We start from the raw sequence: 25,615 nt of genomic DNA, 5'->3' as shown, positions 1-25,615 counted from the left end.
GCCGATAGGGTGAAGCCTCCGTCCAATCCGATTACGCCTGCTGGTATGCACGCTATGAAGGCGCGTTATGAGCATCTTTTCGGAACCGAGCGGCCTGAGATTGTCGAGATCATTAGTTGGGCTGCCGGCAATGGCGACCGCAGCGAAAATGGCGACTATCTTTATGGCCGTAAGCGTCTGCGCGAAATCGACCGGGAAATCAGCTATCTTTCGAGGAGGATGAAGGAGGCTCGGGTGATTGATCCTGCTCAGCAGGTTGACCGAGAACGAGTGTTTTTTGGTGCGAAGGTAACCTTGGCCGACGAAAACGACGAAAATGCAGAATTTACTCTTATCGGCGATGACGAGCAGGATGCATCGGCAAGGCGAATTGGCTGGAGCTCCCCAATGGCTCGTGCCCTGAAAGGCGCACGTGTCGGCGATGTCAGGATCGTCGCGGTGCCAGCTGGTTCGCGAGAATGGGAAGTCATGGCGATCCATTATCCGCCCGCCAGTTAAAGCCATCAGCGGCGGCGTAATTTGATCAAGGGCGGGACAATTTCCTGCCCCGCCACATGTTTCTTAAGTTCCGATCTGTTCAATCAGATCTGATCAATCAATCTCACCCGTCGCAATTACCCAATCGTTTGCCGGACATTTTCATGATCATGCTCGCAGTGCCGCCCGGCATTGACGGATCCTTAATGTCAGCTGTCATGGTCATCGCCATTTCTGTTGACGAATGCGTACCGTCGATTGTCATTACCCCAGAACCGCCGCCTTCATTAGTACAAGTGACTTTGCCATCGATTTTGCCACCTTCCATCGAAAATTTCTCTGAAGTGCACCCATCTTCACCAATCGACCCAGTGGCCATCTCTTCAATCTTCTTGGCCGCATCTGCGGTATCTTCCTTGGTCATACAGGTTTCGGTTGTCTGCTCTTGGCCAACCATTGCAGCGAACATTCCTGCGGCCTCTGGTGGAGCGCCGGGCATATCAAATTTCTCGATGACCATGGTGTTAGACCATTTGCCAGCTTCCATTGCTACTTCGTCATTGCCACCACTTACGTTGCCGCACGATGCCAAAACCAAAGCCAGTGCTGGCACAATTACAATACGCATGTGAGATTCCCTTATTTGGAGTTCGCGATTTATTTCGGCGACTATGCTAAGCGTTTAGCTTGCTCGAGGACAGCCCCTATTTTATGGTCGCAATATGACTGACCAGCCCCAACGCGCCGTGCCGCCATTTCGGGATATGTTCAATATTATCCGAATGACTGTATTAGTGGCTTTGTGCTCGATAGCTTTCGCCTCGCCATCAACCTCGTTTGCACGCGACAGTTTGGGAGTTTTTTCAGACTGGGGCGCATTTCGTGATCCTGCAATTCCACGCTGCTATGCCATCGCTAAAGCTGCGCCCAGCAACCAACAACGCGACAACGACCCCTTCGCGAGTGTTGGCACTTGGCCCAGCAGCAATGTACGCGGCCAGTTGCATCTTCGACTATCACGCAATTTGGCTAGGGGGTCATCTATAACGCTCACCATCGGCAGCAAGAAATTTACTCTTACTGGCTCCGGCGGGAATGCCTGGGCACAAAACCGTAGTATGGATTCGGCGATTGTCGCTGCCATGAGATCGGCCAGCCGGATGACCGTCAGCGCAAACGACACGAACCGTCGGCGCTTTTCCAACAGCTATGATCTTGACGGAGCGGCAACTGCAATGGACGCCGCCACAGTGGGATGCGCACGGGCGGGATGACGCGCCCCAGCCAACACCCGATGGTCGCAGCCTGATTTTCGATTAGGAGAATTCGCCAAACTAGCTTTCGTGGGCGCCCTCGCCTATATCGCTCCCAATCATGGCAAATACAGCTCTTATGTCGATCCCGGGACAAGTTGACCCGGTCCCTGTGGCGCGTGACATCACGCCGCGAGAGGATGGTCGCGTCGACCTTCTAGGCCTGCCCAAGGCGCGCATAAAGGAGCTGTTCGCAGAAGCGGGGCTCGAACCGAAACAGGCAAAGCTGCGTTCAAAACAAATCTATCATTGGCTCTATCACCGCGGTGCAACTGACTTCTCTCAGATGACCGATATTTCAAAGTCCATGCAGCCCTGGATGGCTGAACGGTTTGTAGTGGGCCGCCCGAACATTGTTGAAGCGCAGCATTCTAACGACGGAACGCGCAAATGGCTGCTGAAAACCGATGACGGTCATGAATATGAAATGGTTTTTATCCCAGATGAAACGCGCGGCACATTGTGCGTCTCGAGCCAAGTCGGCTGCACTCTGAATTGCACATTTTGCCATACTGGCACGATGCGTCTGGTTCGCAATCTGACACCCGGTGAAATTGTCGGCCAAGTCATGCTTGCTCGCGATGCGCTCGGCGAATGGCCCAAAGGCAGGATGGATGTCGCAGACGTCAACGAGGATAGCGAAAGCGAGAGCGAATACCGCGCAGATGGGCGATTGCTAACCAACATCGTGATGATGGGCATGGGCGAACCGCTGTATAATTTCGATCATGTCCGGGATGCACTTAAACTGGTTATGGACGGTGAAGGTCTCGCACTTTCAAAGCGGCGGATCACGCTTTCAACCAGCGGCGTTGTGCCTATGATGTACAAGTGCGGCGAGGAAATCGGCGTGAATCTTGCGGTCTCGCTCCATGCTGTGACGAAAGAGGTTCGCGATGAGATCGTCCCGATCAACAAGAAATATGGCATCGAGGAGTTGCTACAGGCTTGCGCCGATTACCCTGGAGCTTCCAACGCGCGGCGCATCACTTTTGAATATGTGATGCTGAAGGGTAAGAACGACAGCGACGATGACGCACGCGAGTTGATCCGCCTGATCCGTCAGTATGATCTGCCTGCCAAAGTCAATTTGATCCCGTTCAATCCTTGGCCGGGCGCGCCCTATGAATGTTCTGAACCTGCACGCATCAAAAGCTTTTCCAACATCGTCTTTGATGCGGGGATTAGCGCACCAGTTCGCACGCCCAGAGGCCGCGACATCGACGCTGCCTGCGGACAATTGAAAACTTCGGCCATGAAAAAAAGCCGCGCGCAACGCGACCGTGAGGCAGCGGGAACTGCAGAGTGAGCGATGCGGCGACCATCGCGTTCTATGAGGCGAATGCCGCCCTTTACACAGAAAAATTCGGCCAACGTCCAAGCCCCCACCTTGATCCCTTCCTGGATCTGCTCGAACCTCGAGCCGCGATACTTGAACTCGGCTGTGGTAGCGGTCAGGATTCAGCCCGGATTGTGGAGCGTGGGTTTGACTTGGATGCAACAGACGGCAGCCAAGCGATGGTTGCAAAGACAAAGGAACTGCGCGGCATCGACGCGAAACTGATGCGTTTTGAGGAAATCAGCGCGGTCAATGCATATGATGCAGTCTGGGCACATGCATGTCTGATCCACGTTGCTCGTAATAATTTTCACCAAGTGCTCTCAGCGATTCATCGTTCGCTACGACCGGAGGGACTACATTTTGCCAACTACAAACTTGGCGCTGGCGAAGGCCGCGATCCGCTTGGCCGCTTGCACAATTTCCCGAACGAAAACTGGCTTGAAAATGCTTACGTTGCAGCTGGCTTTACTAATATCGAGTCCGGGACTTATCGCGGGGAAGGCGCAGATGGCGTGATCAGGGATTGGTTCGCATTAACCGTTCGAAAGCTCGTGGGATGATGCAATCCGTCCACTCACTTTGTATTGGCAAGGCGAGGCTTTTCAAAGGTGGCTCGAAAAGTGCGATTGCGAAACAACCTATTGCCGGCATCGTTCGGATCGGAACGCAGGGTCTTGAAGGAGATGTCCAAGCAGACCGCAAAGTCCATGGCGGCCCTGATATGGCAGTGCATCAGTACCCACTTGATCACCACGCGTTCTGGCGCGAGGAAATCGGGAATTTGGCGCTGCTCGACGATTTCGGTGCATTCGGCAGCAATCTTGCCGTACTAGGAATGCTCGAACATCAGATTGGTATCGGCGATCGGTTCCGCTTCGGCACTGCGCTTCTAGAAGTCAGTCAGCCTAGGCAGCCTTGCTGGAAGATCGAGCACCGTTTCCAGAAGAAAAACATGGTCGAAGCGATCCTTCGGTCCGGCCGTTGCGGTTGGTATTACCGTGTAGTCGAAGAAGGTCAGGCGCAATCCGGGGAGGCGTTAGCACTCGAATATAGCGCTGCAACCGATTGGACAGTAAGCCGAGTTTTCAATGCTTTATGGGGCGACCCCGAGTCCGTAAATACAGCACAGCTAAAGGAACTCTCGAGGTTACCCGCACTAACGCCCAAATTGCAGGCCAAAGCTGAGGGGAAGCTGGGGTAAGGTAAAAGTCCGAATAGTTCTTGGCACATCGCAAACAGGCCAGCTATCGATCGGCGCAGCACATGAAGGGGCATGATTGTGAATTTGGTTTCAAACATCTCGATATTGGTCGTGCCCCGCTGGGTCCGCAACACCGTTTTGATAATCTTGGCGACGTTATCAGCAGCCTATTTCGCTCTGGCGATTATCGGTATCGTAGATCACCAGCGCCCCGGTTGGATCGAGGCGGGAACCTACATTTTGGGCATTTTGATCCCGTTTCTCTTGATCGGCCTTATCGTCTCGTACAGCCAATCCGGTGTGGAAGCCTTGATCGCGCGCTCGGCACGGTTTCTTGACGAGACAATTCCATCGCTTTGCACCCTATTCAATGAACCTGATGGCGAATTCCGTAATATTGGCTCGAGAAACAAACCTTCAGCGATGAAGCGCCCTGATATTCTGGTACAGTCAGCCCAAGACCTTGCGATTGCCAATTATATCGTAACTGTACGGCCTCAGGCCCCGTTCGATGCGAATGCTGATGCAAGCGAGCGACTTGTGCCATTCAGAATTGAATTAAATGCTCATAAGGCGAATGTGAATGTGCTGTTGAGTTGCGAGGCCGTGGGGTCGGGCCGAGCCGCAGAATCTGCGAAGGACTTGTTCCCGCATAGCATCGGCGGTGCAGAACACGAAGGCTATTGGTTTGCCAAAGGTTTCATCGAACGGGAAATGAACGATAAACACTATTGCGCAATAGTTGCGGTCAAACAGCTGCCTGATGACTTCCTTTCGAATCCGATTGCGAGGCTGGCGTTCGGCCAAGACTTGATTTTGATGCTCAGGGCCATGTTGGCTGAACGACCAGACTTGTTCCACCTCGCCTCGTCAACTGCGCCATGAAACGTCAAGCAGTATTAGTTACTGGCGGCGCAATCCGTTTGGGGCGAAGCATCTCAGAAGAGTTCGCTGCGCGAGGTTGGCATGTCATCATCCATTATCGCAGCAGTGCAAGGGAAGCGCAGATTTTGGCGGATTCTCTGCCGAGCGCCGAAACGATCACTTTCGATCTCTGCGATCACCACGCAGTCGAGCGCGCCGCAATCGATCTAGCCAACCGAGTACCTGAGTGGCGTGCATTAATTTGCAGCGCATCTTTATTCGAACCTGACAGTGCCGATCAAGCGAACTGGGAAGTCTGGGACAAAGTCCAGAATGCCAATCTGCGGGGGAACGTTGCGCTGGCGCAGACATTTTTGAAGCGAAGCCAATTTGGAAACGCCAAATCGGCAGTCTTTTTGCTCGATCAGAAACTGGAAAATATGAATCCCGATTTCTTCAGTTACACGCTTAGCAAGGCAGGGTTGCACGCAGCAGCGCAGATGATGGCAATGCAGGAGCAATTTTCTAAGGATCGGATTTACAGCCTCGCGCCAGGCCTTACCCTGCCCAGCCACGACCAGACCGAAGCCGAATTTGCGCGCAGTGCCAGTATGAATTTACTACAGCGCGTAACGCAGGCTGAAGAAACGGCGCGTGCCGCTTGCTTCCTCGCAGACGGGCATCTTGCGTCGGGAGGGACGCTGCTTGTCGATTCAGGGCAGCACTTACTCAACCATCGCCGAGACGTGATGTATCTGGTACGTGAGGAAAACTGATGCGTTACATAATCCATCTCGACCGTCTCGATGCGCAATTTTCTATTGGTATCCATGATTTTGAGCGGGCTGAACCGCAGCGGCTGCAAATCTCGGCTAGATTGGTCATAGAGATTGCCGGACAACCCTCTGATTCCATCGAATCCGTTTTTAACTATGATGGTTTGCGAGACGCAATTTTGGCTATCGCTGCCGAGGGGCATCACGATTTACAGGAAACTGTCGCTGCAAAAATTGCCGAGTTTTGCCGATTTTCTAAGCACATTGTCGGTGGAATCGTCAGAACCAACAAACCAGACGTATACCCCGATGCTGCTGGCGTCGGCTGCGAGATGTCTTGGGGCGATGACGCCGCCCTCACCCTGCTCGCTTGCGGTTTCCGTTAAGCACACGTAACTTTGCTACCTAACAGTTCGAATGGCTCTTTGTGTGCAGGTGATGCGCCGCGCGAATGTTGCTAAGGGGAAGCAGGCGATGGGATCAAAGACAAAGCGTCACGGTTTGATAACTCGCGTTTGGCATTGGCTTAATCTGGTCTGCGTGGTTATCTTGTTCATGTCGGGCCTGACGATCAGCAACGCCCATCGATATCTGTATTGGGGAGAATGGGGCTTTTCGCCCGATCAGGCGTGGCTCTCGGTCCCACGATTCCCTGGCTGGCTGACGATACCCACCAATTATAATCTCGCCGAAGCGCGAGATTGGCACTTATTGATGGCTTGGCCTTTCGCGGTCGGCCTGCTGGTCATGTGGATTGCCATGTTGATTACCGGCCATTTCTGGCGCGACATAAGAACCCGTCTACGCGAGTGGAAACCTACTGCGATCTGGCAAGATATAACGGAACACCTCAAGCTGAATTTTGATCACGAGGTCGGTAAATACAACTTCCTGCAGAAATTGGCTTACGGTGTTGTGCTTGGCATATTCTTACCGGGAATGGTGCTCAGCGGCTTGGCGATTAGCCCCGGCTTTGAGCCCGCTGCTCCTTGGATTGTAGAGCTATTGGGAGGCCGCCAAAGCGCGCGCTCAATCCATTTTATCTTTTCATGGGGCTTGTTCGGCTTCTTCGTAATCCATGTCGCTCTCGTGATATTGGCCGGACCAATCGGGCAAATTCGTGACATGATAACCGGCGGGAACGCTGCTGAGGAGAAGCAGGTATGAAATACGCTATAGGACGTCGTAGCCTGCTCGCGGGAATGAGCGCCTTGTTCGTGGGCGCGTGCAGCAAAGTTGCCGATAGTAGCGTTGGCCGGAGCTTGTTTGACGCGTCGCAGCGCTGGCATCAATCCGTGCATCGCTCGCTAGCAGACCGCATGGCATTGGCGAAGGAATATTCCAAAGCAGAAATTTCGCCTTTTTTCCGTGGCAATGGTTCACTGACGGTAGATACGCCGGAATATGAGGCATCGGTGGTTAACCAGTTTAAGGACTGGACATTGGAAGTGCGCGGCTTGGTCGATACGCCGCTAACGCTGACGATGGAGAATATTCGCAGCCTAACTCAGCGGACTCAGATCACCCGACATGATTGCGTCGAAGGATGGAGCGCAATCGGAGAATGGACCGGTCCGCAACTTTCAACTTTGCTCGAGGCGGCAGGTGTTCAAAACGACGCCAAGTTCGCAGTCTTTCGGTGCGCTGACACGCTGGCTGGCCGCCAATATTACGAAAGCGTCGATTTGGTGGATGCAATGCACCCACAAACGATCATCGCCCATGAACTCAACGGTGAGCCGCTGGAAGTGCAGAATGGTGCGCCGCTCAGAATGAGGATCGAGCGCCAGTTAGGCTATAAACACGCCAAATATCTGACCGCCATCGAATTGGTTGCTGACCTAGCTGATCTTGGAGAAGGAGAAGGTGGATATTGGGAAGATCGCGCCGGGTACCAATGGTATGCCGGGATTTAGCTGCCGCAAACATCACTCAGGATAGAGCCTGTTCATCGTTGCCCAGTCTTCAGCGATCATCTCTTCCAACACTGCCATATCCACGTCTGCTAGCTTGTTGATATAGAGGCAGCTTTTCCCGCGAGAATATTTTCCCAGACGTTCCAGTTGGAAATCGCGCCTCTTGCCGGTCAATTCATCACAATATCCGCCCATCAGATAGACCGAATGCTTGGCTTTTCTTGGGCTGAATCCTGTGCGCAACCAATGCACATCGCGGCCGCTCTCGTAGGTAGTGCGATATGAGCCATAGCCAATGATCGATGGCCCCCACATTGCCGGTTTGCACGCCGTCACCCGCCGAAAAATCGCATCAAGGGTTTTAGCTTCCTCGCGCTTCTTCTCGTGCTCGACGCTGTCGATAAACTCTTTCACACCAATCGAAGTTGGCCGTGTCTTTGCCTCTGCCATGGCGACAGAGTGCGGCGATAGAGACTTATTTGCAAGGGCAGGCGCCGGGCAGCTAATGAACTATGAAATTGCAAGCCAATGATCGGTGATTTCCTGATTTCCTGGAGCCAATTGCAAAGCCCGTTCAATCAGCAAACGACCTTCAGCGCTGTTCTTGTCGATCTGAACCAGGCTCCAGCCTAGCGTATCCATCACGATCGGATCTTCCTGCGCCAAACCGAAAGCTTTGCGTGCGAGCGCCAACGCACCCTGCTTGTCGCCAAGTTTTAACCTAACCGTCGACGCATTGTTCAAAACAATAGGGTCAACCGCGCCGCCGTTGGCAAGCACTTTACGATAGATAGCGTCAGCATCTTTCCATTTTCCGGCGCGGATATAACCGCCCGCTTTCATCATCTCGCCAGCGTAAGGCACTTGCGTTTTCGCAACTTGCGCGCGCTGCGCTAATTGTGCTTGTTCCGGTTTTCCAAGCTTTCCTGCGATTTGTGCGGCCAGACTCAGCGTTCCAGCATCTAAATTGGCACCTGAAAGGACGGGTTGGAGGGTATCCCAAGCCTTTTGAGTAGCATTGGTTTCCGCATATTGTTTCGCGAGAATTGCGCGCGCCATGCTGTTTTCACCACCCAGCCGAAAGAAACGCTCCAGTTCGCTGATCGCAGTGTATGTCTGCCCTTGTTTTGCAGCGATGAAACCGCGCAACATTCGTAAGGCCGGAAATTCCATTTCCTGCTTGCCCGCCGACTGCACCAGCATATGGGCATCTTCAAGATTTCCGGCATCGAATGCCATCTGAGCCGCGAAATAGACGCCGACGGGGTGCCCCGGTGCAATTTCCTTGGCCCTAGCAATCCAATCACCAGCGGTCTTCTCATCACCTTGATCGCGCGCGATTGCAGCCAATGAAAGGATCGCTGGCAGATTCCAAGGGTTGGACTTGATGACTTGACCGAAATGCTCCTTCGCAAGATCTAGCTTGCGTTCGTGCATCTCTACCCGCCCAGCCAATAGGCGCGCTTCAATCATGTTGGTGTGGTTGGCCAAAACTTTGTCCAACAGGCTGCGTGCTCGTGCGATATCGCGCACGTCAAAGGCGCGTTTCGCATCTAGCACGAGCAGATCAACCGAACCTGGGAATTTGGCCAAGCCTTGATCAAGCATCACAAGAGCCTTGTCGCTATCGCCTTCGCCAAGCCGTGCCACCACCCCAACCGCATAAGCCAAACCGTTATTCATCCCCGTGGCCTCAAGCGTTTCGAGAGCCAAAGGAGAATTGCCAGATTGGAGGTATGCCTTGGCAAGAAGTGCATTGGCTTCATTTGTGAGATCAGCATTACCAACTAGCTTTTTGAATTGCTCTGCCGCACCCTCGGGATTTTCAAGCGATAGTAGGGTCTTGCCAAGCAACATTATCGCATCTTGATTGGCAGGATCTTGCTCCATCAGTTGTAGCAATTGAACCCTGGCCGCTTGCAAATCGCCTTGCTCGATGGCCTGCTCAGCTGCCGAAAAAGGATCAGAAGGCGCTTCCGAACAGGCTGAAACGAATACAAATGCAGCCGAAGCTGCTGCTGTTAGGAGCTTGCGGCTAAACATGGTGCGCTGCGAGCGTTCGGTCAGGTGTGATTGAGCCTTTTTCATAGCTAACGCATATCGCAAACAAGCCTTCCATTTTGGTTAACCCAAACTCGTGGAACCTTAGGGATGGCGACGTGGCACCCAGAACATCGTCAGAAAATCTTACACACGATCTATGCCAGCACTCCCCGTTAACCACTGCAAATGGCGGAATTGGCGGGGTTGAGGCATTCTGGCACGAGTAATGCTTTACCTTACCCAGACTGGTTTGGTTTTTCTAACCGGATCGAGAATTATATGAATTGGCATTCTAATCGTTGCCTGAAATTGGAAGTGGGGAAGACAATGAAATTTACCAAGAACGCAATTATGGCTGCAGGGCTTCTTGCCGCTGTCGCAGCCGCGCCAGCTTCAGCTGCCACGTACGAATATGTAATGACTAACGGCGATGTTCTGACCATCGATACCGATACTTCGAGCGCTTCGTTCAAAGGCAGCAAGATCGATGCAACAATGACCAGCGCAGCTTTCGCCAGCTTCACTGGTGGAGCGACACCAACATTCAGCTTCGTTCTTGACTCACTTGACGGCACACGCCTTATCAATGGTGTGCAGACGACTGACAATCCGAAGAATTCGACAACCACTCACCCGCAAAAGTTGATTGCTTACGGCCCGTCAGCCAACAACAAAGTCAACCTTTGGGCATGGTGGGGTGATCCAATCATCGGTGGTGACTACATCACCTACATCAAATCCTACACAGCGAAGGTTCCTGAACCAGGTGCGCTTGGCCTCATGGCCTTCGGACTCGGCGGGCTGGCATTTGCCCGTCGCCGCCGGAAAAAGCTGGCTGCTTAATCCTTCTTTCCGAAATCGAATTAGAAGGCCCTTCGTCTCACCGAGGCGGGGGGCCTTTTTCGTATGGGCTCGGTTCTGCTTTTCGAAACCCTTGGCGAACCGCTAACCAGCCAAAGAGATTGGCAAAGGAAACCGAACTGCTGGGAAAGGCTTAATTCGTTGAGAAGTTGGCGCTCGCCTGATACCGGCGCACCCTAATTCTTGTTATCTGCCAGCGGAGCCGCACTCATGTCCGAAATCAAACGTGTTGTCCTTGCCTACTCAGGCGGACTTGATACGTCCGTCATCGCCAAATGGCTGGAGGTCGAACGCGGTTGCGAGGTAGTAACCTTCACTGCCGATCTTGGACAAGGTGAGGAGATTGAACCAGCTCGCGAGAAGGCGCGGGCTATGGGAATTCCCGACAAACATATCTTTATCGAAGACGTCCGAGAGGAATTTGCTCGCGACTTCATCTTCCCAATGATGCGCGCCAATGCGCGTTACGAGGGGGATTACTTACTTGGCACATCAATCGCTCGTCCGTTGATCTCCAAAAGGCTAGTTGAAATTGCGCGCGAAACGGGTGCCGATGCTATTGCACATGGCGCCACCGGCAAAGGTAATGACCAAGTCCGGTTTGAACTATCGGCTTATGCTCTTGCACCTGACATCGCCGTGATTGCACCGTGGCGCGAGTGGGAGTTGACCAGCCGCACGGCGCTGATTGCTTGGGCAGAAAAGCACCAGATCCAGGTGCCTAAGGATAAACGAGGCGAGAGCCCGTTCTCCACCGATGCGAACATGCTGCACACCTCCAGCGAAGGCAAAGTACTTGAAGATCCGTGGGAAGAAACCCCGGATTACGTGTATTCGCGGACCAACAATCCAGAGGATGCGCCCGATACACCCGAATATATCACCATAGATTTCGAACGAGGTGATGGTGTAGCTCTTGGTGGTAAAGCGATGAGCCCTGCGGCTTTGATTGAAGCACTCAACGAGCTTGGCCGCAAGCATGGCATTGGCCGGCTCGATTTGGTCGAAAACCGTTTTGTCGGCATGAAAAGCCGCGGCATGTACGAAACACCGGGTGGCGAAATTTACGCCCGTGCGCATCGTGGTATCGAGCAGATCACACTCGACCGCGGGGCGGCGCATCTCAAGGACGAGTTGATGCCCAAATATGCCGAGCTGATCTATAATGGCTTCTGGTTTAGCCCTGAACGCGAAATGCTGCAGGCTGCAATCGACCACAGCCAGGTGAAAGTCAGCGGGACCGTTCGGCTGAAGTTGTATAAGGGCAATGCCGATGTCGTGGGCCGCAAATCGCCCAATTCACTTTATTCCGAACAGCACGTCACGTTCGAGGATGATGCTGGAGCCTATGACCAGAAGGACGCCGAAGGGTTTATCAAGTTGAATGCGCTGCGATTACGTTTGTTAGCTAAACGAGATCGGTAAGCTTTGGACGAACGGTTGATTTATCCACCCCTGTCCACAAGCAATATCGCCAAAAGTGGATAAGTCTGGGTTGCAACGCTTGCGCGACTCATTCTTGAGGAGCAGCTTCAAACCATCGAAACGGCGAGAATAATTGTTCAACCTAGGGTTTAATAACTTGAAATTGAATAATTGATCAAGCTGGATAGATATAGCGGTTACTGTCCACGCGGTCTTTGAGGAGTGATTGCAGCCGGCTTCGGCCCGATGTGAGAACACCGTTTGAAAGGAACGCGAAAGCATACCGTTATCGGTCGGGTATTCCGGCCTTACATCGAGAAAATGCAAAAGCCTCCGGCTTGTGCGCGATCGTTTGAGAGGTAAGTCCAACACGGAATATTTGATTGCGGAACTTGAATGCAATGGATGCGATCTTCGGACCGTAGCAATTGCAAGAAAGAACCGGATGCCGGCGCGAGCCGACAGTGTCAGAACCGAACCAAAGGCCAACCGCAAGGCTGGAAGTAAGTTTGGAACAGCATCGGAAGCGAAGTGCTTTTTTGAAGATAAGCCGCAAGGCAGATCATTTAGAAAGTCCACGCGCTGGTAAGAGTGGGGTCGGTAGCAATACTGGCCCCATTTCTTTTGCTGACATGATCGCTAGACGCTGTTGAAATGACAAGACCACAATGAGAAAGACTTGCACAACGCCGATCTATCGAGGCGTCCGCGCAACTCTGTGGCAATTGGCGTTGTTGTAGGACAGCACTTTTTGATCTCCGCCAACCTAACTCGAGAACTTCAGATTTTGCGGCATATTGGCCGATTCTCCGCATTTCTCGACTTGTAAAAAATCTCACAACACCCCGTTTTCTGCTCCAATCACCGATGAACCGAGCCCCAGTTGCGGCAAATGGTTTAGGCGATTTGGAACCCTTAACCTGCAAGCAGTAAAGGCGCCCCACCAGTTTAACGGGCTCCCAGCCTGACAGGATGTTTGATGTCTAAGCGTAAGTTCAACCTAACCTTCTCGCAGCGCTTTGCGCTGGTTGCGCTGGCGGCTGCCTTGCCATTGCCTTTACTTAATGGCGCCTTGGCGGAGGAGGCGAGTGAGGAGACCGCATTTGAACAGACCTTCGAGAAATTCGAGGAACTGCCAGATACACCAGCGCTTGAGGGCAATGTCGTTGACATTACCGAGATTGAGCCCCCGATCGAGATCGAGGAAGTGCCTGCGGTCCGCTCGCTAGGTGCTGGCGTTGCATCCTATTACGGCCGCCGCTTCCACGGCCGCCAAACCGCCAATGGAGAGCGTTTCAACATGAACGCCATGACGGCGGCGCATAAGACATTGCCGTTTGGCACCCGCGTGGTTGTTACCAATCCCAGCAATGGCAAGTCGGTGACCGTGCGGATTAACGACCGTGGTCCCTATGCCCATGGCCGGACGATTGACCTGAGCCGCGCTGCAGCACAGAAGATTGGCCTTGTCAGCCGGGGTCACGGCAAAGTTGAGCTAGACATCGTAAGCTAGGCACCTTCAAGCTAACGCGCCTTCCCGATCGCCTGGCGCACGCTGTCCATCTTGGACAGAGTATCGCCAACCAGATTTGCGCTGCTTTCCTGCAAACCAATCGCGGTATTGCATGACCCGCATTCGATCTGCTTTCCCGCCAACAGCGCCTTGGGATCAAGCGCGATTGTCTCACTGCAATTAGGGCAAGGCATGGCAGGCATCGCATTCATGGGGTAGTTCTCCAGCTTTGATTTGACCTGCTTTGCCCAAGGTCGCCAGCCCCCGTCTTGGATAAATGCGAAATCCGGCTGCCCGAAGGTCACACATCTTGCGCACCGCCCGAACCACCGCCCGCACCCACCGCCGCGCCCTCAAGCCGCGCCTCGGTCAGCGCGTCCAGATCAGCCGCGCTTTCCACTGTCCACCATCTGTCCAGCCCGCATTCAAAGGCATCTAGCTGCACCGCCGAGATCGCATCCGCCGCATCCACGCCCTTCGCCAGCTCGCCGGGCCGCTTCGCCCCCGCAGGCCGCGCCATGTCCATGCGGTCGAGCCTGTTGCCCAGCCACATGCAATGCTCCGGTGCCAATTCCGCCAAACGATTGTCGCACGGCCCGCCGCACGTCGCACAAGGCGGCACCGCCTCCCCATGCCCATGCCCATGCCCATGCCCATGCCCTTGCCCGTGCCCGTGCCCGTGCCCGTGCCCATGCCCGTCAAGTGGAACACATGGAACACAGTCCAGGCCATCATTCTCACCGGCGCATTTCTCCGCCCCAACTTCCTCCCAATTTTTCCCTAAATTCTCCTCGCCCCGCGCCAGCGCATCAATCGTATCGTCCAGCATGGCGAGCGCGCCCGCCATATCCTCCCGCTCCGCAATCCGGTCGAGCCGGCCAAGATGCGCCAGCAACAACCGGTCGGAATAGCGCCGCCGCCGCCCGACCTCCTCGCCGTGATAGAACACCGGCTCCTCCACCCCGCGCAATGCCCGATCGGCCAGCTCCCCCTCCGCATGGGTCCGCGCCGCCAGCAACGCCGCATCCCACATCCGCGCAAAACCGGGCTGCCGCCGCCGCTCGCGATAGGCCGTCTGGCGAGAGACACAGCCGCGCTTGCACGCGAGCCGCACATTGCCGAATTCGGATAGACTTTCGAGGAAACGCGATTTGAACTGCGGCGTGAAGACTGTCCGGCGGTTTTCCTCGGTGAAGTCGGGATGTTCAATGATGGCGTTGGCGGGGGCGTTCATGCTGCACCTCCCACCTTGAAGGTTTGCGCAAGTCCGGCGAGCGACCAGCAAGCCGCAAGGCCGGAGTCGAAGGCAAAGCCGCAGACGGCCAAAGGCCACCTGCAAGGCCGCCCGAGCTTATGCGAGGAAGCCAAGCGGGCCGGATGGCCCGCGCCCGGCGTTTGAGGGTCTAAACAAACAAATTTCATGGCCCGGTCTCCGTAAGGAACAGTGGACCGATTCAGATATTCAAGATGGGGGCTGTAGGACAGATTGAAATCGGATATGCTCGAGAAATGTCAAACTATACTTATCAAATTGCGATTCTCGGTGCGGCGAATGATAATCGCGATAGGATCAGGACCGGGCTACTCGCGCGAATGGCCGAAATCGGGATCGAGAAAACGAGCGTTTCAATACTTGAGGATGAGGAATGTTTAAGGATAGACCCAAAAGCAGCGACTGCAGCCGTATTTTTAGGCTATGAAGGTGCAATAAACGATACTTTTCCCGCCCTTGAAAGGCTATTGGCTGACACAATCCCGATTATTCCAATTGTCGAAGATTTGAATCTCTACAAGATGTCAGTTCCACCTGGCCTTCGCGCAATCAATGGGAAAAAGTGCCGCACCGAAACTGAAGTTGCCGAAACGGTTTCACTGGTACTAGAAAACCTCAATCTTCTCAGAAAAGATCGCCGCCTTTTTGTAAGCTACAAGCGTGATGATTCAACTGGCGTCGCAGAACAGCTTTCTGATGTTTTTACAGAACATGGGTTCGACGTATTTCTCGACACTAGATCGGTTCGCCCATCTGACAGCTTTCAGGATGAGCTGTGGCATCGAATGGCAGATAGTGACGTTGTGATACTGCTCGACACGCCAAATTTTCGCGAGAGCGAATGGACCGTTGCCGAGTTAACTCAAGCAAACTCAACAAGCGTTCAGATACTGCACCTTCTATGGCCGGGTATTGCGCCCGAACCGAATTCGGCATTTAGCGTGTATAGTAGGCTTCAAAATCGCGACTTTGCATATATCGAGAAGGCACCCGATAGACTTAGCAGGCTCCAACCTGCTACGGTTGACAAAATTATCCTGCAGTTAGAAAGCCTTAGGGCACGAGCCATTGCAGCGCGTCACACAGATTTGTTTGACAGCGTTTCCGACGCCGCACTGGAAGTGGGAGCGCAGGCGACTTTGCACCCTCAGAGATACATGACGCTTCGAAGAGGAGGACGTGATGTTGCAATTCTCCCAACAGTTGGCGTCCCCTCATCGCCTCGGCTACATGGCTTTTTGGACGTAATACGCGACGAACATGCCGGATTCGAGTTGACGGCAATCTACGATGAGCGTGGCGTCCTCGATAGCTGGCGTAGTCATCTTAGTTGGCTAGCAGAGCACCTGCCAGTCAAGACAGTTGAGAATGGTCAGTTTCTCAACTGGCTGTCTGAAGGGAGCGCGGAATGAACATTTTCCTTTCTGCTAGTGTGCCGCTCCCCGATAGAAACCCAAGCTATTTCGAAACAGCTGATGTCGTAGCTATCCGCGATTCTGTGAAAGCATTGGTACAAACATTTGCAGAGCACGCGGTAATCCATTTCGGAGGGCATCCGGCTATAACGCCGCTAATATCGCTGATGCTACAGCGTCATCCGAACGTTCGTTCTGATCGCATTCGTCTTTATCAGTCAGACTATTTTGCTGAGCGCTTCCCTTCAGAGAATTTTTCGTTCGTGGAGCAGGTGGTTACGCCTAAGGTCGGCAATGATAGAGACGAAAGCCTCGCCTTGATGAGACGAAAAATGCTGACTGACCATCCCCTTTCCGCTGCGTTCTTCATCGGCGGAATGGAGGGCGTGATCGACGAGTACAATCTAATAAAAGAACTACAACCAAAGGCAATATGCTATCCGGTTGCTAGCACAGGCGGGGCAGCTCTCGAAGTTTTTCAGCACGGCGACTTTGACCCTGAACTGCTCACGCAATTGACATATCGGACCCTTTTTAGGCGCCTATTACGCGGCCTTTCGTAATCTGATCGCCTCTTCTACCCATTCCGCTATATTCTCAGATATATATTCATAAACATATTTACTGCTTGTATAGGGCGTATCATAAGACTTTGCATACTTCGTCATCGCCTCGTCGCCGATCTTGAATTTGGCAAATGGGTTCGCGCCTTTAGCGGCTTGCTGCTCTTGCGAGTTCTTTAGTCCGTGGATGTGAACACCAACGACGCCCTTTCCATCGTCCCAAGCCTTCTTAATTTCATAGTCAATCCATTTGCGCCCAGCGGTGCTTGCGCCGATAAGAACCACCAAACACGATTTGCCTGACATTTCGTCATTGATCCACTTCTTGATGGCCGCGTCACCACCGCCCTTGACTTCCTCCCATTTATTGGAGCTAAGCAGCGGCTGACCTTCGATCGCCCCCATCTTCTTGACTGTTGATACCCGCCAATTGTCAGCCTTATAATAGAAGCTGAAAAACACTCGTCGCGCCATGTCACCAGACCTTTTTACAAAAAACAAAATACAAAATAATCAATAGAAGTTAATTACAGGTATCTTGGAATCAAATAAAGCGCAATCCGGTCTAAGAAAAAAACGGGGATAGGAAGAATAAATCTAAGTCATGGCGAGAATCAGCCGCCACAGCCTCCCCATCCTACATCTATGCCAAATCTCCCCTAGTATAACTCCGCGTCTCCGTCGCCACATCCTCCAACATCCCCTGCGTCATCCTGAAACAAGTTCAGGACAGGTTCTCACCGCTACTTCGCCAGCATATCCTTCAGATACCCGCCGGTGAAGCTGCGCGGTTCCTGCGCGACCTGTTCCGGAGTGCCCTCCGCCACAATTTCGCCGCCGCGTACGCCGCCTTCCGGCCCCAGATCAACGATCCAGTCGGCAACCTTAATCACATCCAGATTGTGTTCGATCACCACCACCGAATTGCCCTGATCGACCAGCCGCTGGAGGACTTCGAGCAATTTGCGCACATCTTCAAAATGCAGGCCGGTGGTTGGTTCATCCAGAATATACAGCGTCTGGCCGGTGCTGCGCTTGCTCAATTCCTTGGCCAGTTTAACCCGCTGCGCCTCCCCGCCGGATAGCGTGGTCGCCTGCTGTCCGACCTTCACATAACCAAGCCCGACCTCGTTCAGCATATGCATCTTGTCGCGGATTGGCGGAACGGCTTTGAAAAACTCCTCCGCATCCTCGATCGTCATGTCGAGCACATCGGCGATGCTGAGGCCCTTGAACTTCACTTCCAAAGTCTCGCGATTATAACGTTTTCCGCCGCATTCCTCGCACGTCACATAGACATCGGGCAGGAAATGCATTTCGATCTTGATCAGCCCGTCGCCGGTGCATTTCTCGCACCGTCCACCCTTCACGTTGAAGCTGAACCGGCCCGGCTTGTACCCGCGCGCGCCGCTTTCGGGCAGGCCCGCGAACCAGTCCCGGATATTGGTGAACGCGCCGGTATAGGTCGCGGGGTTGGAACGCGGGGTGCGGCCAATCGGTGACTGGTCGATCTCGATCACCTTGTCGCAGAACTCCAGTCCGGTGACCTTGTCATGCTCACCCGCGATCACCCGCGCCCCGTTCAGCGTGCGCGCGGCGGAGGCATAGAGCGTGTCGATGGTGAAGCTGGATTTGCCGCTGCCCGATACGCCGGTGATGCAGGTAAACGTGCCCAGCGGGATCGCGGCGGTTACGTTCTGCAGATTGTTGGCGCGCGCACCGTGGACGGTCAGCTTGTGCCCGTTACCCTTGCGGCGGGTGGCCGGGATCTCGATCTTGCGGCGGCCGGTCAGATAATCGGCGGTCATCGAATTCTTGGCCTTGAGCACCTGTTTCAGCGTGCCCTGCGCCACAATCTCGCCCCCGCGAATACCCGCGCCCGGGCCGATATCGACCACATGATCCGCCTGCCGGATGGCATCTTCATCATGTTCCACCACGATCACGGTATTCCCCAGATCGCGCAGCCGCTTCAGCGTTTCGAGCAGCCGGTCATTATCCCGCTGATGCAAGCCGATGCTTGGCTCGTCGAGCACATAGAGCACGCCTGACAGACCGCTGCCGATCTGGCTGGCGAGGCGTATCCGCTGGCTCTCCCCGCCGCTCAAGGTCCCGCTGGTCCGGTCCAGATTGAGGTAATCCAGCCCGACATTGTCGAGGAACCCCAGCCGCGCGTTGATCTCCTTCAAAATAGCCTTGGCGATCTGCTGCTGCTGGTCATTCAGCTGGTCATTCAGCGCGAGGAACCACGCCTTCGCATCGGACACCGACATCCGCGTGGGGTCGCTGATATGGGTGCCCGCGATCTTCACCGCCAGCGCCTTCTCATTCAGCCGCGCACCGTTGCAAGTCTCGCATGGTTGCGCGGTCTGAAACTTGGCCAGCTCGTCGCGCATCCACGCGCTCTCGGTCTGGCGCAGGCGGCGGTTGAGGTTGCCGATCACACCCTCAAACGCCTTGCTCACGGTGTAGGTCTTGCGCCCGTCCTTGAATGTCAGCGGCACAGCCATCCCGCCGGTGCCATGCAGAATGATCAATTGTTGGTCCGGCTCCAGCTCGTTCCACGGCGTGTCGAGACTAAACTCGTATGCCTTCGCCAGACTGCCCAGCACTTGCATGTAATAAGGCGAAGGCGGGTTGGACTTGGCCCACGGCACCACCGCGCCTTTCTTCAGGCTCAGCGCCTCGTTAGGCACAACCAGTTGCGGATCGAACAGCTGCTTCTCGCCCAGACCGTCGCAAGTCGAACACGCCCCTTGAGGCGAGTTGAACGAGAACAAGCGCGGCTCGATTTCTTCAATCGTAAAGCCGGAAACCGGGCACGAAAACCGCTCCGAAAACACTATCCGGTTTGCAGGCAGGCCAGCGCCTTTCATTGCACCGCCAGAGGCATCTTCTTCCTCACGCCCCGGCACGACCCCGTCGGCCAAATCGACATAGGCAAGCCCGTCAGCCAGCTTCAGCGCGGTTTCAAAACTGTCAGCAAGGCGGCTTTCCAGCCCCTCCTTCACCGCTAGCCGGTCAACCACAACTTCGATGTCATGCTTGAATTTCTTGTCCAGCGCAGGCGCAGCCTCGATCTCGTACATCTCGCCATCGATGCGCACGCGGGTGAAGCCAGCCTTCTGCCATTCGGCCAGCTCCTTGCGGTATTCACCCTTACGAGCGCGAACGACCGGCGCGAGCAGATAAAGCCGCGTCCCCTCGGGCAATTCCATCACCCGGTCGACCATGTTGGACACAACTTGCGCCTCGATCGGCAGGCCCGTTGCGGGAGAATAGGGCACACCCACCCGCGCCCATAACAGCCGCATATAATCATAAATCTCGGTTACCGTCGCAACGGTCGAGCGCGGATTGCGCGAGGTAGTCTTCTGCTCAATTGAAATCGCCGGAGACAGGCCATCAATGTGCTCGACATCAGGCTTCTGCATCATCTCCAGGAACTGGCGCGCATAGGCGGACAGGCTCTCGACATAACGCCGCTGCCCCTCGGCGTAGATCGTATCAAACGCCAGACTTGATTTGCCCGAACCGGAAAGGCCCGTGATTACGATCAACGCATCACGCGGCAGATCGATATCGATACCTTTGAGATTGTGCTCACGAGCACCGCGGACAGAGATTTGGGTAAGAGCCATGCAAGCGCATTTGGGGTGTGCTTGGGTGAGAGTCCATAGGGGGGATTTATGGCGAGTGGTTTATCCCAATGTTCTTGTAATGTTCACCCCCGATCCTACCTGCCAAAATCGAGGCAAGACGGCTTTTTTATGTGATGTGATCTGTGTCACACGCATTTTAAGAAAATTTGATCCTTGTATGGACTCCATTGAAGCTCACTTGGATGGAGTGCTGAAGGTGAATATGCAGAGCACAGGTGGCACATTGATCACTAGCACTAATTTTGGGACGAAGGTTCTTCGCAACAGACCTCTTCGAGTGACTGCGAGGTGGGAGTACCCATAAAAAATCCCGATGCTCCAAGCGCGAAAGTCCATTCTTCAACTGAGTAGCTGCACGATTATAAATGCGGGTTCGACGGCAAGAATTGCGAGATCGGTCATTGGCCAAAGAGAAGTGCGGCTGGCGCACGGCTCAAGAGCGCCTAAAATTGAGGGCAAAAACTTGGCGCAGCACTCATTATTCCAATTGCACTATGTATAGTTTTTAGCCATATTATCGTGCAATTACGGGTCTTTGGGGAATATCTTTGAAAAATATCGGTTTGGCTGCAGTCAGCTTTGCAGCAATGTCATGTGCGCTTATTGCACAGCCTGCTTTTGCGCAGAGCACCAGCGCAGATGATGATCTGATCGAAATTGGCGGAGATCGTTCTGCTCGGCCAGCAATTGCAGATGTCCCCGCAATCGATGCGCCGGTTGAGAGCCCCTCTGCAATTTCGGTTCCGTCCGATCCGGTGGGTATGGCCCGCAAGCGCGCGCCGATGGCATTGACCGAGAATGACGAATTGTTGCTCGACCGGTTGAAGAGCAAAGACATGGTTCACCGCCTGCGCGGAATTGATGTTCCGTTCCGCTTACTGCCGCCACAGGGAGGCCAGCCCGATGCGAGCATTTGGCACAAGGGCCCGATGCCGAGCAAAACTCTGCTGGCGCGGCTGAGGACGACGACACTAAGCGAGGCGGCAACGACCATCGCCACCACAGCCGGCGAAACTGGCGAATTGCGATTGGCAGAAGCAAGCTGGCGTTCAACCGGCGACCCAAAACCGACTTATGCTCAAACAGGTTTGCTATACTGCGCTCGTGATGCTCAAATCGGCGGCAGAAAAACAGATTCCGCTGCCATCAATCTTTGTCTGGTGGACGAGGATCGTGACGGAATTTTTGATGCCTATATGGGCGCAGAGGGTGATGCCAAGGGCACGGTCCATTCACTTTATCTGGTCGGGCCGCCATTGCCGCTGGCGGCTCCGCTTGCGTACACGGTGGACAAGGCCAACTCGCTGGTCAGCACGGCTGAGTGGCACACATGCGGCAAGGATTGGGACTTACCCTATTTCCGGCCCTATCTGCTCGAAGGCGAAGTCGAGATCGGCGCGCCATCGAGGATCGATCCGCGCCGCCAGGGCACCTATTGCGACAAGGCAGAACTCGCGAGTGCGCTTGTTCCGGTGGAGAAAGGCGCGACAACCGCAAAATTGGGCGCGCTTGGTTTTGAAATCGGCTCCAAAAGGCAGGGCGCGAAGGCCACTGTTCGCGAATTGTACCAACCCGATCAGATTTATCGGGAGGAAGATGGCAAAGTCGTCCCGATGAGCGTTGGCATGACCCCCACCCATGTACAACTCGCCACCGCGCAGGAATTTGACCAGCGCCCCTATAAATTCAATGGCGATGCGACTTTGGAAGAAGCCAAATTCGGTAAAGGCGATGTCTTCCTGACGATGGGCTTTGACCATGGCTATACCGGAGTGGTCACCGCCGACATCAAGATCCGCACATTGCTGTCCAGCCGCACAGTGTCCGCAGGGACTCCGGTTTATGGGGTGCCCGCTGAACAGCGCCAAGTGCTCGTCAATTATTACGGCGGCGAAACGATTTTGGGCCCGCCAATCAAGCGCGCGGTCAACACCGCAATTGTATGGTGCCTACCAGTGCGGGAAGAAGAGGAGGTGCTCAACCAGCGCCGCGAACCAACCGGCGAGATCAAGATCATCTGGAGCGCCACCTGCTTGCCAACCAACAGCGCTGGCAATCACACGGTGCTCAAGGATCAAAGCCCGGCTTTGGCGGTGCGAAACATGAGAATGGATGCGGCGATCAGCACCAATGACGGGCCGCCTCCGGTCAATGAAGCCAAGGTCGCCGATTTTGGCGCACCGATGAGCTTCCGGTACCGTGTCAGCAACATGGGCGGCCGCTTGGTGACTTTGACCGAGGAATTGATGCTGGGCGACGAGGTGACTTCTACCAAGGAGGTGCTGACTATGATTCTGGGCAGCGAAGCCCCGTTCACAGCAGGCGGCGGGAAGTTTCTTCTGAAAATTGTCGAAGGCAAAGAGACCGATGAACCGGTGTTCCAGATTGAAAAACTGACCGATATGCAAGTGGGTGAAAGCGCGCCTATCACCGGAGTGGACTTCGCCGCTCTGCTGCGCGCTTTGGCTGCGCAACGCTAAGCTATAGCGGGCGGTGGCGCCCGCCATTCGTCGATAGATAAAGTCATTCAGCGAAAGGCGGGTAGTTTTGCGCACCCCGCATCCTTGCATTTACGGTCAATGTCCTGTTCAAGCGGCTTCTGCTAATAAGGACTGCACTAAGCCTTGCGGGACAGAATGTGCCCGCTGACAATCCTTCGACCATAATTCGAATGCATAGGGAGCATATATGAAAGCCCAACTTTTGGCCGCAGCCGCTGCAAGCGCGCTGCTCGTCGGCTGTAACGCCCAAATGAGCGACGAAGTCGCAAGCGCAAACGAGATCGCTGAAACGGAGACAATTATGATCCCCGAGGCAACCGGCTATTTCGCCCAAGCGAGCGACTTGCCGTTCTATGCGCCCGACTTCACGAAAGTTTCCGACGATGATTATCTGCCAGCCTTCGAACAATCGATGGCAATTCATACAGCGGAAATCGAGCAGATTAAAACCAACAAAGCCGCGCCGACTTTCGAAAATACCATTGTCGCGCTGGAACAATCAGGTGCCATGCTCACCCGCGTGGCTACAATATTCTTCGCGCTAACCGGGTCCAATACCAACGATACGCTCGATGCAGTTCAGGCCGAAATGGGACCAAAGCTGTCGGCGCATTCTGATGCGATCACGCTCGATCCGGTTCTGTTTGGCAAGGTCAAATCGATCTATGATCAGCGCGCCGCGCTCAATCTGACGGGTGAAGACCTCAAGCTGCTCGAAGAGACCTATGACGGCATGGTTCAAGCTGGTGCGCTTCTAACCGAAGCCCAGAAAACCGAGGTCAAAGCGATCAACACCAAACTTTCCGAAGTCACCAATGAATTCAGCAACCGCGTGCGCGAAGGCACCGTGGCAAATGCACTGGTGGTTAATACCAAGGAAGAACTCGCAGGGCTGTCTGACAGTGCAATTGACGCGGCGGCAAAACTGGCTGCGGATAAGGATATGCCGGGCAAATTTGCCATCGCATTGCAGAACACCACGCAGCAACCCTCGCTGCCTGCGCTCGAGGACCGGGCGACGCGTGAGAAACTGTTTAAACTCAGCTACAGCCGCAACGATCAGCCGGGCGAGTACGACACGCGCATGCTGATCGCCGAAATCGCCCAATTGCGCGCACAAAAGGCAGCTTTGTTCGGCCAGCCTGACTGGGCCAGCTATGTCATGTTCGACCGGATGGCGAAGAAGCCGCAAACCGCGCTCGATTTCATGGAGCAGATGGTCCCTGCCCTCGCCGCAACGCAGCGCCGCGAAGCTGGTATGTTGAATGAGAAAATCGCAACCGAAGGCGGCGATTTCGAGGTGAAGCCTTGGGATTGGTATCGCTATGCCGAAAAGGTCAAGGCGGAGAAATACGCGTTTGATGAAAGCGCAGTTGAGCCATATTTCCAACTCGACAGAGTGCTGGAAGACGGCGTGTTCTATGCTGCAACCAAGCTCTACGGCATCACCTTCAAGAAACGCACTGACCTGCCTGTCTATCACCCGACAGTGACCACTTACACCGTCTATGACCGTGATGGCAGCGAGCTTGGCGTGTTCTACTTCGATCCGTTCCAGCGCCCGTCCAAACGCGGCGGCGCCTGGATGAGCAATTTTGTCGATCAAAGCTATCTGAACAAAACCAAGCCGGTGATCTATAATGTGCTGAACATCCCGCAAGCTGCGGAAGGCGAAGTGCAATTGGTCAGCTTCGACAATGTGAACACGCTGTTCCACGAATTTGGCCATGCGCTGCACGGCTTTTTCGCGGACCAGAAATATGCGTCGATTTCGGGCACAGCCACTGCGCGCGACTTTGTCGAATATCCAAGTCAGGTGAACGAGGTTTGGGCGACTTACCCCGAAATCCTGTCAAACTATGCCAAACATTACGAAACCGGCGAGACAATTCCGACCGAACTGATCGAGAAGATCGAACGCGCTTCGAAATTCAACCAGGGCTATGATTTCGGTGAAGTTGTCGAGGCGGCGCTACTCGATATGAAATGGCACGCGCTTAGCCCGCAGCAAGCTGCAGCAATCAAGACACCGGCAGATGTCGATGCGTTTGAACGCAATTCGCTTGAAGAACTCGGCCTTGAAATCGGCCTGGTTCCGCCGCGCTATCGCAGTTCCTACTTCAATCACATCTTCTCCAGCCCCGCCGGCTATAGTTCAGGCTATTATTCCTATCTGTGGACGGAGATGCTCGACCGTGACAGCCGCAAATGGTTCATGGATAATGGCGGCCTGACCCGTGCCAATGGCGACCATTACCGCGCCACAGTGCTCAGCCGCGGTGGAACGATGGATTATTTCGAGATGTTCCAGAACTTCGCCGGGCGTCAACCTGATGTAACGCCAATGCTCGAAGCGCGCGGGCTAACCGACGCAGCGGAATAGGCGATACGCTAACAAGGAAAGGCCCCGCTTCTCAACCGTGAAGCGGGGCCTTTTTTGTTTCGCGTGTTGCGCGCAATTCCAGATGTT

24 protein-coding genes are annotated in these 25,615 nt (G+C 54.4%); 17 read left to right on the top strand and 7 right to left on the bottom strand.

Annotated features, from left to right (window positions below):
* The first annotated feature begins 9 nt into the window (after positions 1-9).
* A complete protein-coding gene (gene greB, locus GRI36_RS07380) occupies positions 10-498 on the top strand; it encodes a transcription elongation factor GreB (RefSeq protein WP_160597876.1) in 489 nt (162 codons plus the stop codon).
* 103 nt (positions 499-601) lie between these two features.
* Here the strand turns inward: greB and GRI36_RS07375 are convergent, their stop codons facing one another.
* Positions 602-1,105 carry a DUF3617 domain-containing protein gene (locus GRI36_RS07375; RefSeq protein ID WP_160597875.1) on the bottom strand — a complete coding sequence of 168 codons (504 nt, stop codon included), beginning with the start codon at positions 1,103-1,105 and terminating at the stop codon, positions 602-604.
* A 94-nt stretch (positions 1,106-1,199) separates the two neighbouring features.
* On the opposite strand from GRI36_RS07375, the gene GRI36_RS07370 reads away from it, so the two are divergent.
* The 9 genes from GRI36_RS07370 (at position 1,200) to GRI36_RS07330 (ending at position 7,889) form a co-directional block, all read left to right on the top strand.
* Positions 1,200-1,751 (top strand): invasion associated locus B family protein, encoded by a 552-nt coding sequence (locus GRI36_RS07370; protein ID WP_235902189.1) that lies wholly within the window; start codon positions 1,200-1,202, stop codon positions 1,749-1,751.
* A 100-nt stretch (positions 1,752-1,851) separates the two neighbouring features.
* On the top strand, positions 1,852-3,099 hold the full coding sequence (gene rlmN, locus GRI36_RS07365; RefSeq protein ID WP_160597874.1) for a 23S rRNA (adenine(2503)-C(2))-methyltransferase RlmN: 1,248 nt from the start codon (positions 1,852-1,854) through the stop codon (positions 3,097-3,099).
* On the top strand, positions 3,096-3,692 hold the full coding sequence (locus GRI36_RS07360) for a class I SAM-dependent methyltransferase (protein WP_160597873.1): 597 nt from the start codon (positions 3,096-3,098) through the stop codon (positions 3,690-3,692). Before rlmN ends, GRI36_RS07360 begins: the two co-directional genes overlap by 4 nt.
* The gene (locus tag GRI36_RS07355; RefSeq protein WP_160597872.1) at positions 3,689-4,333 is read left to right on the top strand and encodes an MOSC domain-containing protein; all 645 of its coding nucleotides are present in this window, start codon (positions 3,689-3,691) and stop codon (positions 4,331-4,333) included. Before GRI36_RS07360 ends, GRI36_RS07355 begins: the two co-directional genes overlap by 4 nt.
* 78 nt (positions 4,334-4,411) lie before the next feature.
* The gene (locus tag GRI36_RS07350; protein ID WP_160597871.1) at positions 4,412-5,218 is read left to right on the top strand and encodes a hypothetical protein; all 807 of its coding nucleotides are present in this window, start codon (positions 4,412-4,414) and stop codon (positions 5,216-5,218) included.
* Positions 5,215-5,973, top strand: a complete 759-nt coding sequence (locus GRI36_RS07345; protein ID WP_160597870.1) for an SDR family oxidoreductase — start codon at positions 5,215-5,217, stop codon at positions 5,971-5,973. The genes GRI36_RS07350 and GRI36_RS07345 overlap by 4 nt, the downstream gene beginning before the upstream one ends.
* Positions 5,973-6,359 (top strand): dihydroneopterin aldolase, encoded by a 387-nt coding sequence (locus GRI36_RS07340; RefSeq protein ID WP_160597869.1) that lies wholly within the window; start codon positions 5,973-5,975, stop codon positions 6,357-6,359. The genes GRI36_RS07345 and GRI36_RS07340 overlap by 1 nt, the downstream gene beginning before the upstream one ends.
* 88 nt (positions 6,360-6,447) lie before the next feature.
* The gene (locus GRI36_RS07335; protein WP_160597868.1) at positions 6,448-7,140 is read left to right on the top strand and encodes a cytochrome b/b6 domain-containing protein; all 693 of its coding nucleotides are present in this window, start codon (positions 6,448-6,450) and stop codon (positions 7,138-7,140) included.
* On the top strand, positions 7,137-7,889 hold the full coding sequence (locus GRI36_RS07330; RefSeq protein WP_160597867.1) for a molybdopterin-dependent oxidoreductase: 753 nt from the start codon (positions 7,137-7,139) through the stop codon (positions 7,887-7,889). Before GRI36_RS07335 ends, GRI36_RS07330 begins: the two co-directional genes overlap by 4 nt.
* A gap of 12 nt (positions 7,890-7,901) precedes the next feature.
* Here GRI36_RS07330 and GRI36_RS07325 read toward each other — a convergent pair whose 3' ends face one another.
* The gene (locus GRI36_RS07325) at positions 7,902-8,339 is read right to left on the bottom strand and encodes a DUF1801 domain-containing protein (protein WP_160597866.1); all 438 of its coding nucleotides are present in this window, start codon (positions 8,337-8,339) and stop codon (positions 7,902-7,904) included.
* A 60-nt stretch (positions 8,340-8,399) separates the two neighbouring features.
* Positions 8,400-9,977 carry a tetratricopeptide repeat protein gene (locus tag GRI36_RS07320; protein ID WP_160597865.1) on the bottom strand — a complete coding sequence of 526 codons (1,578 nt, stop codon included), beginning with the start codon at positions 9,975-9,977 and terminating at the stop codon, positions 8,400-8,402.
* Between the two features lie 282 nt (positions 9,978-10,259).
* Between GRI36_RS07320 and GRI36_RS07315 the strand changes: the two genes are divergently transcribed.
* From GRI36_RS07315 to GRI36_RS07305, 3 genes are all read left to right on the top strand, one after another.
* On the top strand, positions 10,260-10,775 hold the full coding sequence (locus tag GRI36_RS07315) for a PEP-CTERM sorting domain-containing protein (protein ID WP_160597864.1): 516 nt from the start codon (positions 10,260-10,262) through the stop codon (positions 10,773-10,775).
* Positions 10,776-11,003: 228 nt separating this feature from the next.
* The gene (locus tag GRI36_RS07310; protein WP_160597863.1) at positions 11,004-12,218 is read left to right on the top strand and encodes an argininosuccinate synthase; all 1,215 of its coding nucleotides are present in this window, start codon (positions 11,004-11,006) and stop codon (positions 12,216-12,218) included.
* A gap of 979 nt (positions 12,219-13,197) precedes the next feature.
* Entirely contained in the window at positions 13,198-13,731 is a 534-nt protein-coding gene (locus tag GRI36_RS07305) for a septal ring lytic transglycosylase RlpA family protein (RefSeq protein WP_160597862.1), read from the top strand.
* A gap of 11 nt (positions 13,732-13,742) precedes the next feature.
* On the opposite strand, the gene GRI36_RS07300 is transcribed toward GRI36_RS07305, so the two are convergent.
* Both GRI36_RS07300 and GRI36_RS13725 read right to left on the bottom strand, forming a co-directional pair.
* Complete coding sequence (locus tag GRI36_RS07300; RefSeq protein WP_160597861.1) at positions 13,743-13,943, bottom strand: hypothetical protein; 201 nt, start codon at positions 13,941-13,943, stop codon at positions 13,743-13,745.
* Positions 13,944-14,032: 89 nt separating this feature from the next.
* On the bottom strand, positions 14,033-14,965 hold the full coding sequence (locus tag GRI36_RS13725; protein WP_202392139.1) for a hypothetical protein: 933 nt from the start codon (positions 14,963-14,965) through the stop codon (positions 14,033-14,035).
* 275 nt (positions 14,966-15,240) lie between these two features.
* On the opposite strand from GRI36_RS13725, the gene GRI36_RS07295 reads away from it, so the two are divergent.
* A complete protein-coding gene (locus GRI36_RS07295) occupies positions 15,241-16,416 on the top strand; it encodes a toll/interleukin-1 receptor domain-containing protein (RefSeq protein ID WP_160597860.1) in 1,176 nt (391 codons plus the stop codon).
* Positions 16,413-16,982, top strand: coding sequence for an SLOG domain-containing protein (locus tag GRI36_RS07290; protein WP_160597859.1), 570 nt, complete (start codon positions 16,413-16,415; stop codon positions 16,980-16,982). The genes GRI36_RS07295 and GRI36_RS07290 overlap by 4 nt, the downstream gene beginning before the upstream one ends.
* Here GRI36_RS07290 and GRI36_RS07285 read toward each other — a convergent pair.
* Positions 16,965-17,444 carry a TIR domain-containing protein gene (locus tag GRI36_RS07285; protein ID WP_202392138.1) on the bottom strand — a complete coding sequence of 160 codons (480 nt, stop codon included), beginning with the start codon at positions 17,442-17,444 and terminating at the stop codon, positions 16,965-16,967. The two genes, GRI36_RS07290 and GRI36_RS07285, sit on opposite strands and share 18 nt — an antisense overlap.
* 281 nt (positions 17,445-17,725) lie before the next feature.
* Positions 17,726-20,623 carry an excinuclease ABC subunit UvrA gene (uvrA, locus tag GRI36_RS07280; protein ID WP_160597857.1) on the bottom strand — a complete coding sequence of 966 codons (2,898 nt, stop codon included), beginning with the start codon at positions 20,621-20,623 and terminating at the stop codon, positions 17,726-17,728.
* A gap of 569 nt (positions 20,624-21,192) precedes the next feature.
* Here uvrA and GRI36_RS07275 point away from each other — a divergent pair.
* Together GRI36_RS07275 and GRI36_RS07270 are read left to right on the top strand one after the other, a co-directional pair.
* Positions 21,193-23,124 (top strand): hypothetical protein, encoded by a 1,932-nt coding sequence (locus GRI36_RS07275; RefSeq protein WP_160597856.1) that lies wholly within the window; start codon positions 21,193-21,195, stop codon positions 23,122-23,124.
* Positions 23,125-23,332: 208 nt separating this feature from the next.
* Positions 23,333-25,528, top strand: coding sequence for a M3 family metallopeptidase (locus GRI36_RS07270; RefSeq protein ID WP_160597855.1), 2,196 nt, complete (start codon positions 23,333-23,335; stop codon positions 25,526-25,528).
* Positions 25,529-25,615 lie beyond the last annotated feature (87 nt).

It is taken from the genome of Pontixanthobacter gangjinensis (assembly GCF_009827545.1).
Taxonomy (GTDB): domain Bacteria; phylum Pseudomonadota; class Alphaproteobacteria; order Sphingomonadales; family Sphingomonadaceae; genus Pontixanthobacter; species Pontixanthobacter gangjinensis.
The sequence above is the reverse complement of the archived record's forward strand: the minus strand, read 5'-3'. Positions and strand labels throughout refer to the sequence as shown.

What these genes read in the sequence shown, in the direction of transcription:
- GRI36_RS07375 (WP_160597875.1), bottom strand. Translation starts at nt 1,105, where the DNA reads ATGCGTATTGTAATTGTGCCAGCACTGGCTTTGGTTTTGGCATCGTGC.
- GRI36_RS07370 (WP_235902189.1), top strand. Translation starts at nt 1,200, where the DNA reads ATGACTGACCAGCCCCAACGCGCCGTGCCGCCATTTCGGGATATGTTC.
- rlmN (WP_160597874.1), top strand. Translation starts at nt 1,852, where the DNA reads ATGGCAAATACAGCTCTTATGTCGATCCCGGGACAAGTTGACCCGGTC.
- GRI36_RS07355 (WP_160597872.1), top strand. Translation starts at nt 3,689, where the DNA reads ATGATGCAATCCGTCCACTCACTTTGTATTGGCAAGGCGAGGCTTTTC.
- GRI36_RS07345 (WP_160597870.1), top strand. Translation starts at nt 5,215, where the DNA reads ATGAAACGTCAAGCAGTATTAGTTACTGGCGGCGCAATCCGTTTGGGG.
- GRI36_RS07340 (WP_160597869.1), top strand. Translation starts at nt 5,973, where the DNA reads ATGCGTTACATAATCCATCTCGACCGTCTCGATGCGCAATTTTCTATT.
- GRI36_RS07335 (WP_160597868.1), top strand. Translation starts at nt 6,448, where the DNA reads ATGGGATCAAAGACAAAGCGTCACGGTTTGATAACTCGCGTTTGGCAT.
- GRI36_RS07330 (WP_160597867.1), top strand. Translation starts at nt 7,137, where the DNA reads ATGAAATACGCTATAGGACGTCGTAGCCTGCTCGCGGGAATGAGCGCC.
- GRI36_RS07325 (WP_160597866.1), bottom strand. Translation starts at nt 8,339, where the DNA reads ATGGCAGAGGCAAAGACACGGCCAACTTCGATTGGTGTGAAAGAGTTT.
- GRI36_RS07320 (WP_160597865.1), bottom strand. Translation starts at nt 9,977, where the DNA reads ATGAAAAAGGCTCAATCACACCTGACCGAACGCTCGCAGCGCACCATG.
- GRI36_RS07315 (WP_160597864.1), top strand. Translation starts at nt 10,260, where the DNA reads ATGAAATTTACCAAGAACGCAATTATGGCTGCAGGGCTTCTTGCCGCT.
- GRI36_RS07310 (WP_160597863.1), top strand. Translation starts at nt 11,004, where the DNA reads ATGTCCGAAATCAAACGTGTTGTCCTTGCCTACTCAGGCGGACTTGAT.
- GRI36_RS07305 (WP_160597862.1), top strand. Translation starts at nt 13,198, where the DNA reads ATGTCTAAGCGTAAGTTCAACCTAACCTTCTCGCAGCGCTTTGCGCTG.
- GRI36_RS07300 (WP_160597861.1), bottom strand. Translation starts at nt 13,943, where the DNA reads ATGAATGCGATGCCTGCCATGCCTTGCCCTAATTGCAGTGAGACAATC.
- GRI36_RS13725 (WP_202392139.1), bottom strand. Translation starts at nt 14,965, where the DNA reads ATGAACGCCCCCGCCAACGCCATCATTGAACATCCCGACTTCACCGAG.
- GRI36_RS07295 (WP_160597860.1), top strand. Translation starts at nt 15,241, where the DNA reads ATGTCAAACTATACTTATCAAATTGCGATTCTCGGTGCGGCGAATGAT.
- GRI36_RS07290 (WP_160597859.1), top strand. Translation starts at nt 16,413, where the DNA reads ATGAACATTTTCCTTTCTGCTAGTGTGCCGCTCCCCGATAGAAACCCA.
- uvrA (WP_160597857.1), bottom strand. Translation starts at nt 20,623, where the DNA reads ATGGCTCTTACCCAAATCTCTGTCCGCGGTGCTCGTGAGCACAATCTC.
- GRI36_RS07270 (WP_160597855.1), top strand. Translation starts at nt 23,333, where the DNA reads ATGAAAGCCCAACTTTTGGCCGCAGCCGCTGCAAGCGCGCTGCTCGTC.